General features: G+C 47.1%; 10 protein-coding genes and 1 pseudogene. 5 read left to right on the top strand and 6 right to left on the bottom strand.

Annotated features, from left to right (window positions below):
- Positions 1 to 16: 16 nt before the first annotated feature.
- Together ACZ449_RS10875 and ACZ449_RS10870 are read right to left on the bottom strand one after the other, a co-directional pair.
- Entirely contained in the window at positions 17 to 190 is a 174-nt protein-coding gene (locus ACZ449_RS10875; RefSeq protein WP_464261857.1) for a transposase domain-containing protein, read from the bottom strand.
- Between the two features lie 76 nt (positions 191 to 266).
- Positions 267 to 908: a transposase gene (locus tag ACZ449_RS10870; protein WP_464261028.1), complete on the bottom strand. Its 642-nt coding sequence runs from the start codon at positions 906 to 908 to the stop codon at positions 267 to 269.
- A gap of 114 nt (positions 909 to 1,022) precedes the next feature.
- Here ACZ449_RS10870 and ACZ449_RS10865 point away from each other — a divergent pair, with 114 nt between their 5' ends.
- A complete protein-coding gene (locus ACZ449_RS10865) occupies positions 1,023 to 1,568 on the top strand; it encodes a DUF6444 domain-containing protein (RefSeq protein ID WP_464261027.1) in 546 nt (181 codons plus the stop codon).
- 892 nt (positions 1,569 to 2,460) lie between these two features.
- On the opposite strand, the gene ACZ449_RS10860 is transcribed toward ACZ449_RS10865, so the two are convergent.
- Positions 2,461 to 2,892, bottom strand: a complete 432-nt coding sequence (locus ACZ449_RS10860; protein ID WP_464261026.1) for a hypothetical protein — start codon at positions 2,890 to 2,892, stop codon at positions 2,461 to 2,463.
- Positions 2,893 to 3,451: 559 nt separating this feature from the next.
- On the opposite strand from ACZ449_RS10860, the gene ACZ449_RS10855 reads away from it, so the two are divergent.
- On the top strand, positions 3,452 to 3,703 hold the full coding sequence (locus tag ACZ449_RS10855; protein WP_464261025.1) for a hypothetical protein: 252 nt from the start codon (positions 3,452 to 3,454) through the stop codon (positions 3,701 to 3,703).
- Between the two features lie 159 nt (positions 3,704 to 3,862).
- On the opposite strand, the gene ACZ449_RS10850 is transcribed toward ACZ449_RS10855, so the two are convergent.
- From ACZ449_RS10850 to ACZ449_RS10840, 3 genes are read right to left on the bottom strand one after another with little or no spacing between them, the layout of a single operon-like run.
- Entirely contained in the window at positions 3,863 to 4,300 is a 438-nt protein-coding gene (locus ACZ449_RS10850) for an FKBP-type peptidyl-prolyl cis-trans isomerase (protein ID WP_464261024.1), read from the bottom strand.
- Between the two features lie 19 nt (positions 4,301 to 4,319).
- A complete protein-coding gene (locus ACZ449_RS10845) occupies positions 4,320 to 4,664 on the bottom strand; it encodes a hypothetical protein (protein ID WP_464261023.1) in 345 nt (114 codons plus the stop codon).
- Between the two features lie 2 nt (positions 4,665 to 4,666).
- Complete coding sequence (locus tag ACZ449_RS10840) at positions 4,667 to 7,069, bottom strand: molybdopterin-dependent oxidoreductase (protein ID WP_464261022.1); 2,403 nt, start codon at positions 7,067 to 7,069, stop codon at positions 4,667 to 4,669.
- Positions 7,070 to 7,659: 590 nt separating this feature from the next.
- Between ACZ449_RS10840 and ACZ449_RS10835 the strand changes: the two genes are divergently transcribed.
- The 3 genes and pseudogenes from ACZ449_RS10835 to ACZ449_RS10825 form a co-directional block, all read left to right on the top strand.
- On the top strand, positions 7,660 to 9,330 hold the full coding sequence (locus ACZ449_RS10835) for a sigma-54 interaction domain-containing protein (RefSeq protein WP_464261021.1): 1,671 nt from the start codon (positions 7,660 to 7,662) through the stop codon (positions 9,328 to 9,330).
- 924 nt (positions 9,331 to 10,254) lie between these two features.
- Positions 10,255 to 11,064: a LuxR C-terminal-related transcriptional regulator gene (locus ACZ449_RS10830; protein WP_464261020.1), complete on the top strand. Its 810-nt coding sequence runs from the start codon at positions 10,255 to 10,257 to the stop codon at positions 11,062 to 11,064.
- A 250-nt stretch (positions 11,065 to 11,314) separates the two neighbouring features.
- A pseudogene (locus ACZ449_RS10825) lies at positions 11,315 to 11,552 on the top strand (transposase); the annotation flags it as partial.
- Positions 11,553 to 11,617 lie beyond the last annotated feature (65 nt).

The raw sequence follows: 11,617 nt of genomic DNA, 5'->3' as shown, positions 1-11,617 counted from the left end.
TCACCTTGACAACAAGTCATTTGGTAACGGCATTAGTTTTACAGTAATCTGGAACAGAACTGGGCATTAGTCGCTGCAGTGCATCAACATTATTTCGTATATCCCAGTTGGGCGCATTTTTAAAAATATAAGTCAGATAGGCGTATGGATTGAGCCCATTTTCCTTTGCGGTTTCTATTATGTTGAACACAATTGCACTGGCTGTATACAAAGTAGCTCTTTAAAGGCATCATAGATTGGCTCCAGCCAATCTTCAGAACACCGAATCAGCCAGTTAGACATAGTTTGTTTGGAAAGAGAGCTATGCCCATACGGCTCAAATCTTGCTCCTGGCGATGCAGTGGCATTCCATTTGCAAATTTCTGTGTCATAATATGAGCAACTGCTTCCGGAGAAGCAAAGCTTCCTTTGATTACCGGTTTGTCCATTGGTGCCTTGATAATAGGCACGCTGCATGCATTGGCTTCACAGTCGCGGCAGGCATATACATAGTCAATATGTTCTACGATAACTGCCTTGGCAGGGATGATCTTCAATTCGCGGCGGACATTTTTACCCATAATGTGCAGTTTTGAACCACATTCCGGGCATTCCTGTTCATTTTCCGGTAAAAAATGCTCTACAACCTCTAATGGTAAATCGGCAGGAATTTTCTCTTTTCCTTCTTTAGCATTCTTACGATAATGCTTCTGAACTTCAGTCAATTCAGGCTCGGGCACCCGTTCATCTGCTGTTGCCTCCGCCTCGTTGAAAGGATTAAACTGGTCGTATTTGCTTTTTTCACTGGAGGAGCCAAATTGTTTTTGTTTGGAAAGACGCATTTGCTCCATCAGCCACTTGACCTGTTGGGTCAGTTCCTCATTTTGTATTTTTAGTGCCTCATATTCAGCACGAGAAACAGCGATCATTTCTTCTCAGCCATGGACAAAACACAATGACATGCTAATAAAAAGAAAATATTGGACAAAGCCCGTAGTAAAGCCTATACTGAGTCAAAATACTATGAACAAGGCGGGAATGTCATGGATGAATCAAAAATCATCAAAACATACAACGCAGGCATAAATGCGGTGATAACCGTAGTTAAAGATATGAGTTCCCGTATTGACCTTTTGGGCGGAACGATTACTAGGTTGAATACTGAAATTATCGGACTAAATGATCAAGTCGATAATCTTAACGGTGCAATTCAAAAAATGAAAGAATCCAATGCCAAGCAAGAAGTGAGGATAGCCGAATTAGAGGCTATCCTCAACAAAGACAGCAATAATAGCAGTAAGCCGCCATCCCAAGACGGATACAGAAAAGCACCGAAGAATAGTCGTCAAAAGAGCGGCAAAACTACTGGTGGTCAGCCAGGCCATCAGGGTAGGACACTGGAGAAAGTAATGCCCCTCGACGAAATCATTGAGATAACCATACAAACAATCTGTGATTGTGGCTGTAATCTGGAAAGAGTTGAGGATAGCCGGAGAACTCGGCAAGTATTTGATATTCCCAAGCCCCAGATATATCCGAGGTTGCCACTGTTACCCTTACCGGGATGCGGCAGCGGGAAGCCGGATTAGTCCATCTTAGCCAATCTCCCGTTTGCAGCGTATCTCCGCTTTCGACTAACAACCGCGGATAACTTTGCACCCCGACCGGGTCGCCTCGTAGCGCCACGGTTTGCCGATGCCATTGACAGCGGCCAGGGTATCCAGTTTGACAGCGTTGGCAGTTTCTATCTTTTCATTCACCCTTTCTAAACATATACCCGGTGGAAAATCCCCTTTTTGCCTATCCTACCTCTCCTTAATACCGTAAATAGACAGCTTTCGCCGGCCTTCACGCCATCTTGCCGCCTTTAACTTGGGGGACAAATTCAAAGAACCTGTGGACAGCCGAGCTAAATTACTTTTTCAGATTTGGGTTTGCAGGTTTAGGCAACTCAGCCTTGCAATTTAAACAAGTTTTGGCTGCGGGGTTATTTTTTGCGCCGCAGGCAGGGCAGATTATTGGCTTCGAAACTGCTGGGGGTCTAAAACACATAGTATCACCTCCTTAACAAATTTTAAAGCAAATGTTTATCGCTACCCGCCGTCAGTCTTTATAGTCGATGATATCAACAAGCTCAAATCAATATTCAAGGCTTTTCCCTGCCAGAGGGTGATTGAAGTCCAAGGTTACGGTGTTTTTGGTCGCTCGCCTGTTTCAAGGCGAAGGCTTCTACTCTCCTGAATAGCGGGTCTTCTTCATGGTTATCAGTTGCTAGATCGTAGGTATATCGTACACGGTTTTCTCTCATTGAGAATAGACTACGATTTTGGGGAGCAGGTCAACGATGATGGCTTTATGTAAGGTGGGGGTAAGCGATGCCCGCAATTGAGACAGTGAGTCTCATCTTCTTTGGCTTTGGTGCTGCATTGGGGGCAGAAGCGACCACCGAGCAGTCCCTGGAGCGGGGTTACCTTACCGCACCTATTGCACATATTGCAGCCGTAACACATGGCCGAGAACCTCCCCCTTACTGATGAAGAAACCCCAGACACCGGCCATGCCTTGAGTGGTTATATTGTTGATGAGCGAACAGCAAAGCGTTATAACTACGCCCATGCACACGCCTAAAACTATGCTCGTTATAATATAATTGCCTAATCGGCTCTTGGCGTTAAGACCTGAGGCGATCTTTTGTCCCCAGGTCATTGCCGGCACCAAGTCCCCGCCACTGTAACCGACGCAGAAACTCAAAACAAACGACTGCAATACCGCAATCGGCATCAGGATAGGAACGTTTGCGAGCTCAGGTTGGTTTTGCATTGATGCCAAGATAAACAGGCTCATGCAAAGACAGATAACAATGTTCATGCTTCCATTGACGATTTTTGGGAACCCCCCTGGTCCTTTAAGCATTTCAATACCTCTTCATAACTACCCTATGCAATAGGATAATTCTCATCACTCTTGGTTTTGGTTCAATCTATCTCTGTCAATTACTGAGAACTTTAGCCTCCTTTTCAAAAATTCACGGGTTAACAGTCGGAAAGCAACCAAACACAACTTCATGCGACACACCAAGAGATCCTTATCTATGAGCTCTATAATTGCTCCCCTCAGCCACTGATGTTGGAAAGTGTATCCAGCTTATTCGCACCAATAGCTCTTCTCCTCTTTTATATATCGCACCGACATCAATCCAAACAAGCGGAGGTGTACCATCCCTCGATCATTGTAGGATCCGCAAACGCTATTGCAGCCATGAAGGGCATCAGGGAGTACGGTAGGTTCTTCTTCATCATTCTTATTTTTGGGTTAATTTTTAGTTTTTTCATCAAAGCTGCTTCAACGGAGCGGCTGTACCCTCCATCATCATATGCTTAGCCCTCATACTTCCTGGTCTGGCTCTTTTGGCCACCTATTATATTTTTAAGCGATAAATTTCCGCAATTTAAGTGCGGTGATACTTCTCCTTATGATTGCAGCAACGTTGCCCTGGTCGACTGAGAGTGAATTTATCATTCAGTTAAGGGTCTTGGCAATATATGCTACATTCACTCTTTTTGATCTTTTTGCGGTAGTCACGCTTATGGAGATCGGTAAAAATGGAGTAATATCCTGTTTCATTGCCATCCTTTTCGGCCAGCTGCTTGTTATGTTTGGGGTTACAACAGGAATGGTCGTCGTTTTTGCGGCGGGCCTAGGTGGAACGGGAACGAATCTCTGAAAAACGGAAACACAATTCTCCCCACTCGGGAATACGATTCGCTCAGAGGGGAAGGCGACGGCATCCGACGAGAGAAAAGGGGCTCAGCAGGACTCATGTGTCGGCAGCTGCTTCCTTTTCAAGCAGATGTAGCATTGAAGTTAACCGATAAAGACGCTACTAATCAACGATATCCACCAACTCGAGCCAATACTCAAGGCTCTTTCCCGCTAGCGGATGGTTGTAATCCAGTTTGACGTAATCATCGGTCGCTTCCACCACCCTTACAGGGATGATCTTCTGTGAGATGGGGTTTTTCCACCCCAAGACAGATCCTACTTTAAGGGATGCCCCATCAGGAACCTCGGAGCGCATGCGAATCTGAATGCCGTAGGGGTCATGGTCTCCATACGCTTTCTCAGGCGGGACGATCACGGTACCCGACTCACCAATTTTCATTTCAAACAATGCCTCATCTAGGCCCCTGGGTATCTCATTGTATCCAAGGCGAACCTTCTTTAACTCGCCCTGTGAGTAATCCTCAATGGGATCTTCACCCAAAGCTCCTCCCTTATAGTGAAGCAATGCATACTTTCCGAATCGTGTAACATCTCTCATCAACACCCACCTCCTCTATTTAGCCTTGCTTTTGAGGAGTGAACAAAACCTGCTTTAACTTGCCGTTCATTCGTTTAGCAAGGTCTTCGACCGTCCCATAGCGCATAACGTTCGCTAGGCAATGGTGCACACAGATTGGCTCACGACCCTTACTGGTTCTATCAGCGCATAGGTCACACAGATCTGTCGGAATGGGCATTTTAATCCAGTTGAAGCGCTTGGGCTCAATTTCCCAAGGGCCTTCGTCGTGAACACGGATGCCCCACTTGCCAACCGGCAGATCGTGCTCCATCTTGCAGGAGACCTCGCAAGACTGGCATCCTGTGCAAAGCTCGTAGTCAATTAAAAGTCCATAGGTAGCCATAGTTACTTCACCCTTCCAAAATTTTTCTGGATCATCTGCATATCGACATCAAAGTTCTTGTCGGTAGGCTCGATGTTGCATATGATGGACTTAAAGGGAGCGCCAAAACCGATTTTCCCGTTGTGGAAGCTTGGAATCAGGTTGTTGGGGTTGGAGCGCAGGGTAGCAAACAGGGACGGAGCACTGGGTTCCTCCTCAGGGAACCACCAACCGTGCTGAAGGTGGATGGTATGTTCATCTACCGCTACGGTGACCTTGGCCTTCTGGTAACATTCGCCAAACATGTTATAGATCCTACACCATTGTCCATCGATGATATTAAGGCGATTCGCCGCTTCAGGATTAATCTCGACTAGCGGATTAGGGTTGATCTCCCTGAGAACCGGGACCTGTCGACATTCCGAATGGAAAAAGGGATAGATACGAGCCCCTGTGGTCAAGACAAAGGGATACTTCTCCCTATACTCATCTTTCATATATTCGGATTCACTATTGGGGCTGTAATGCGGCTCTTCGTAGTACGGCAGCGGGTCATCGCCAAACTGCTGATAGGCACTGCACCACAGCTCGATACGACCGGTGGGAGTGTTAAAGCCCGGCTCGCCGTCAGAGCGCATATGACCATTCTTGTACTTGAAGTACTCATGGTCGTACTGGTTGATGACGGTTGTCTTTAATTCGTCGAAATCCTCCTTGCCAAGCCATACACGGCTTAAGAAGTCCTCAGTACTATGGATATTCATTTTCTCGAACTTTTCAGGGTTGAGACGGACTCCCATGAGATACGCGAATTCGGCATCTCCAACGCAGTCGCCGACCGTTATTGCCTTGTTCTCGAAACCGCGATAAACGGGTGTAGCGCCATAGTTGACAGATACAACCGTAAGCTTCTCAGCAGTGGTTTGAAGAGGTAGGATCAGATCAGCCGTACACTGGATCGAGGGGGTGATAAAGCAGTCTAAGGCGAAGCAGAAATCCAGCGCCTTGGCGTTTGCCTTGATCCAACGATCAGGCTCAGCCGTGGGACATGCGGCAAAGTTACAGTTCTGGAGCATGGCAAATCGAACCGGATAAGGCTTGTCTGTCTCCAAAGCCAACAATGTCATGTCCGCATGGCTGTTATTGCAGAAACCGCAGTATCCGGGGTATTCCTGCATACCGATCATTTTCATATGCAGTTCGTCGTCTTCGACTCTCGCGAGTGCCATCATCTCGGCGTCTTCGTTCTCGCCGCCGGTGACAGTTGTGCCGGCACCGGCAACCAACTGGCCGCCAGGGCGGTCGATATTGCCGGTGATTGCAGTCAGCGCGATAACGACATGCCCATTTTGCAGACCGTTTGTCTTCTGATCGATGGCAAGACCCCAGGCAATGGTGGCCTGTGCTGCATTGGCGTATAGACGCGCTGCTCCCTTGATATCCTCAGCATCGATTCCGCAGATTTCTGCTGCCTTCTCTGCCGGCATGGTGGCACAACGTTCCGCAAACTCGTCGAATCCGTAGCAGTAGTTCTCAACGAACTCATGATCGTACAGGTCTTCCTTGATGATAGTGTCGAGCATCGCCATACCTAAGGCGGTATCGGTACCGGCACGAAGCCTCAGGTGATAGGCGGCCTTGGTGGAAAGCCAGGTGACACGCGGGTCAACGCAGATGACCTTGGAACCACGCTTCATCAGGTCTATCACAGCATGGCCAAACAAGCCATCAGGGTTGGAGGCCAGGGGCTCTTTACCCCATAGGACGATGACCTCTGGGATCGCATACTCGGGATCGTCATAGCGTCCTTCGAGCGTACCCGCGTAATCCATCTCGGTATAGGCGATGCCAGAAACATAAACACTTGCAGCCATTCGCGGCAGATAGCAGGCATAACCAGATTGAGTGTAACAGTAGTTCGGCGTGTTGAACGTCATAGCAGCGAGATTCGAGCCAGACGTCACGCCGCCATCACGCCCGGTGCCGGTGTAAATTAAGACGCTCTCATGTCCGTACTGCTTGACGGTCTTCCAATAGTTCTCCTCGATCATATCGAGGGCCTCATCCATGGTGATCTCAACCCATTTGTCTGCCTGACCGCGATACTGGCGCTCACGTTTCATGGGGTGAATAATACGGGATGGATTGTATACATAGTCTTGGAGTGCGATACAGCGCATGCACAGACGTCCCTGAGTGACAGGCTGGTTCTCGTCGCCTTCGACCTTGACAAGCTTCCCCTCATCGTCAACGTAGAGCTTTACGCCACACCCGACCGGATGACAGCCTGGAGGAGACCAGACACAGCTACGGGTAACGTGCAGGCCAGTATCAGGATCGTCGAACTTCCATGGTTTTCCCATGTCGTTCACGTCGGATAAAGTATCCAACTTAATTGCAGGTGCAGCTTTCGTTTTTGCACTCATTAAACTCACCACTTCTTTCTTGTTCGTCTTTTAAAGTCCCAGATTTAAATGTCGACCTCAATGGTGACAAACAAATCCACACATGATTTAACATCCGCTTTCATTTTTACTCTTAGTGCAACCCGCTTATCTTAGTTCGGGAGAGAACGGATTTCCGCACACTTTGACGGCAACCCAACTGCTTAAGGGATCGAAAATGCTTACTACAATAGAAATGACGATCGAGATACAGACCTTGGAAATAAACACATATGCCAACTTACGCATAATTGACCTTCGATTTGTTGTTCCCAAGCAATCAAAGCCAGTTTCGAACGCCAGCAGGCGGTGATCTGGTGATTTCATTTTTCATCGTTTCACCTCCTTTTCCTAAAGTACTACGCTATCAGCAAATAGGACATGCATTTTTCATGCCAGGGGTGAAAAGTCGTTCCGTTGCTGTTTTCGTGCCATTTTTCATGTTAGCAAAATAGAAATATTCCTATATCGCAAATAATGTGGTCAGCCAAAATCCTAAATTAATGATAATAAATTGACAAAGTTTCAAAGGTACTACATAATGTCGTTAAGGGGTGATAACATTGAGGAGCTTGGAAAATGATATTATCTTCGATCCCGAATTAAATGCTGCCGCTCTGGCCCAAATTGATTCCTGCAAGAAGCATTTCCTCGCAGGTCTGGAGGATCCTTTGGGCAATAAATATATATTACCGGAAGTCGCCCAATCATGGGTACGTTCCAAGAAATTTACTGTGAATCCTTATACTGAGCCGCGGGAAGTAAAATACTGCAATCTACGGGAACTAGTGGAAAAAAACACGACTTTGCTGAATGCAGCGGTTCCTATTCTGGAAAAAAAGCTTTTGCCTTTATTATCCGGTTCCAAGTATGTTTTGTCTTTGACCGACAAGACAGGCGCTTTTATCTATCTAGACTGTGGACAAAATGATATTAGCTATACCCGCCCCATCTACGCCCGGGAAGAGACCATAGGCACCAATGCAATTTCCCTGTGCATCCAGCACACAAAACCTGTCCAATTGGTCGGGCCGAACAACTTTTTGTTTTCCTTTGAAACGCATATTTCTTCGGCTGCACCGATTCTGAACGCGGATGAACAGATTGTCGGTACTCTCGCCATCATCGAGCTCCAGGGGGAAGCTCAGATGCAGCATTTGCGCACCCATTCCTACCTTGGCTGGGTGATCTCTACGGCGGAAGCAATTACCCGGCAACTGGAACTGAACGCCAAAGACGAACAGCTCCAGGCCACTTACCATTTGCTTCAGACGAACAGGATAAGTCGTAACGAGAGCGAAGTACAGGCTACCTATTCTTTCAGCGATATCTGCGGCACCAGCGACAAAGTGCGCAATGCCGTGCATTTGGCCCAAAGTTTCGCCACGACAAGCGCCAATGTTTTGCTCATCGGGGAAAGCGGTACGGGGAAGGAATTATTCGCCCAGGCTATCCATAACCTGCACCGCCCGGCAGGCCCTTTTATCGCCATCAATTGCGCCTCCTTGCCGCGTACGCTAATTGAAAGCGAGTTATTCGGCTACGAGGGAGGCGCGTTTACCGGTGCCGAGAAAAGCGGCAGGCGTGGGAAATTTGAGCTGGCTGACAGCGGGACGCTCTTTCTTGATGAAATAGGTGACATGCCCATGGAGGTACAGCCGGTACTGCTGCGGGCGCTGGAGACGAAAAAAATAATGCGCATTGGCGGCGCAAAGTATATCCCCGTCGATGTCCGCATTATCGCCGCGACCAATAAGGATCTGCTGCAGGCCGTCTCGGCAGGTCAGTTCCGAAATGATCTTTATTATCGTCTGGCGGTGTTACGGATCGATATTCCCCCGCTACGCAGCCGCCAAGCCGATATCCTCTCTTTGGCCGAACACTTCATCGCGAAGATCTGCAGCCCGGGTAAACGGGTTCCCGTATTGAGTGACGAAGCCCGGCGCATCCTGCAAAGTTGTCCTTGGCCCGGCAATGTCCGCCAATTGGAAAACGCCATGGTTTACGCCGTCAATCTCTGTAAAGGCGACGTAATAGAAGCCTATGATCTGTCGCAGGAAATATATCGAAAGGGTCTTGTGCATAGCACGAATCATCTAAGTACTTTGGCCGAATTGGAGAAAAACGCAATCGAGGAAGCCTTGAGTTTTACCGAGAAGAATACCGACAAAGCAGCCAAAATACTTGGTGTTGCGCGGTCGACGCTTTACCGTAAAATTAAGGAATATGACATTGAGATATAAGGGGAGACAGAGACAGGACAGACACAAGGGGCCATCACAGAAGGAGCACATAAGCAGGGGGCAGGCTCCTTGTTTCGAGAACGATTAGAAGATCCTGAAACATGATTCCTGTCCCAGTGTTTCTCCTCAAAGCCAAATGGCAGCCGCTAAGCAGTGGCTATTTGGCTTTGAGGATAAATGCGAACTTGTGAAGAAGTTAAACCAAAAGCTTGTAGGACACTACCGTTATTATGGTGTAACAGGAAATACTCGAAAATTGAGGCTATTTTAAGCAATATATACAAAGAGAACTTTTTCAAAGCCTTAACAGGAGAAGTCAAAAGAAAATGGACTGGACTAAATTCAACAAGTTTCTAAAATTCAATCCTATAGCTGAGCCGAAGATATACGTTTCACTTCTGCAAAGTGAATGACTTTTACGAAGAGGCGTATGCAAGAAAACTGCACGTATGGTTTGATGAAACTCTGGCTTTTCTGCCGGGGTTCTATTTTTTATTGTACCCTTTGGTTAACGCTTACAAAATGAACTCAATCCTAAAAAATAAGATAGAGGTCATTTTTTTTATTTATATAAAAGGAGTGAGATTGATCGTTAGCGAAGTAAGATAATTAAAGTCTGAATATTATTTCGATTTCAATAATAACGATGGAGTTGGTAAACTATGCTTGCATATAGCGGAATTAAATAAAAAAGTACTTATGATAATTTAGATCCTCAATGTACCCTAACTGTATGCTCGATGGAAGAAGACCTTCATAAAATATGGGAGCGGGAAGATGAATATATAGATGACTTTGATAATACAAAACACAAAATAACGGACATTACCGGAAGGGAGCGACTTGCAAATCTTAAAGAACATCTCAATATACCCCCGCTTGACACTTTAAAGTAGGTGGTTTTTTGATGAAGGGGGAGTTTAAGTGAATACTCGGCTAAAAGTTTCTTCCAAGAACCAGACGCAACGCATTGTTAAGGATGTCGACAATCAAACACAGCGCGATGCCGCCGATTCGCAGCCTCTTGACCTCAAGTCGCCTGTTCTTATGGATTTGCGACACCGGATCATGCCTACGCCAATCAGCGTGATGATTGCGGACGAGGACACACTGTTCACAGAAGGTACCGCTGCCCTAATCGACCAGTGGGACGAGTTCCAGTTGGTTGCCAAGGCCGCCAACAACGACGAGGTACTGAAGTTCATCATTGAGTATTCCCCTGCGGTCATCCTGATGGGTGTGCGGATGCAGGGTGTTAAATGCAGCGAGACAATCCGAGCCATCACTGCGAACGATTTTGAGACGCGTGTTATCGTCATCGCCTCTCGCAGCGAAGCCGCTGACGTTCTAGATGCTTTGCGTGCCGGCGCCACGGGGTACGGTTTTCGCGAGGAACTCTCCGCCGATCGGCTCCGTGGGTTTCTTTGGGGCGTTGCAGCCGGCGAAGTTGTTCTTTCAGGCTCGGTTTGCACTCGCCTCAAAGAAGAGCTTTTCAAGCCGGCCGATGCGTCGGCGATTGACAACGTTTTTTTTAATGCCCTCACTAAGCGCGAGCGCGAGGTGCTTGCCCTGCTCGTCGAAGGACTGTCCAATGCGGAGATCAGTCATCAACTTTATCTGAGCGAGCCCACCATTAAGAAGATCATCAGCCAAGTCATCGGCAAATTGCAGGTCACGAATCGGGTTCAGGCAGCAGTGCTAGCGACCCGCCATATGATGATTCGCCAACAGTAGTTATCAATAACGCTGGTTAACCGAATAATGTATTGCGCTTCTGGTAAGCCAGCGCGGCATTGAAGTATATATGGGTATAAACTTTATGCAGAAGGCGTCCAAGCACACACTTTAGTTATATCCTTTATGATATCATTGCCTAGGATGATATTATTGAAACAAGCAGCTCGCTGAAAAAGTAAAAGATATTATTAGAGTGTGTGAAGCTGCGTAGAAACGCGGTCAGGCTGTCGACAATACAATTGAATGAGTATTTGTAGACGCGAAAGAAAAGCATGGGATGCGGTATACCCGTTATCGTGGCTTGAGGAAAGTTCAGCATTACCTCAAGCTTCTTTTTACGTGCATGAAATTTAAAGAAATTGGCAACGTGGAGGAAAAAGCGTGGCTTACTGGCGCCTTTTTCCAACATCCTTTCGTTTATGGTATCTAAATTTGTGGAAATCGTAAGTATAAACAAAATCCCGCTTCCAGGTCTTTCAGCCTGAAAAGCGGGATTTGTCTACATTCTGGCCGCGTAGAAACGCGGTTTTTTTTTATCGCAGACTAATGC

This window comes from Desulfosporomusa polytropa (genome assembly GCF_055380075.1).
The sequence above is the reverse complement of the archived record's forward strand: the minus strand, read 5'-3'. Positions and strand labels throughout refer to the sequence as shown.

Bases quoted from the DNA above. Each gene is read 5' to 3' on its own strand.
- ACZ449_RS10870 (WP_464261028.1), bottom strand. From the start codon at position 908: ATGATCGCTGTTTCTCGTGCTGAATATGAGGCACTAAAAATACAAAAT.
- ACZ449_RS10865 (WP_464261027.1), top strand. From the start codon at position 1,023: ATGGATGAATCAAAAATCATCAAAACATACAACGCAGGCATAAATGCG.
- ACZ449_RS10860 (WP_464261026.1), bottom strand. From the start codon at position 2,892: ATGCTTAAAGGACCAGGGGGGTTCCCAAAAATCGTCAATGGAAGCATG.
- ACZ449_RS10855 (WP_464261025.1), top strand. From the start codon at position 3,452: ATGATTGCAGCAACGTTGCCCTGGTCGACTGAGAGTGAATTTATCATT.
- ACZ449_RS10850 (WP_464261024.1), bottom strand. From the start codon at position 4,300: ATGAGAGATGTTACACGATTCGGAAAGTATGCATTGCTTCACTATAAG.
- ACZ449_RS10845 (WP_464261023.1), bottom strand. From the start codon at position 4,664: ATGGCTACCTATGGACTTTTAATTGACTACGAGCTTTGCACAGGATGC.
- ACZ449_RS10840 (WP_464261022.1), bottom strand. From the start codon at position 7,069: ATGAGTGCAAAAACGAAAGCTGCACCTGCAATTAAGTTGGATACTTTA.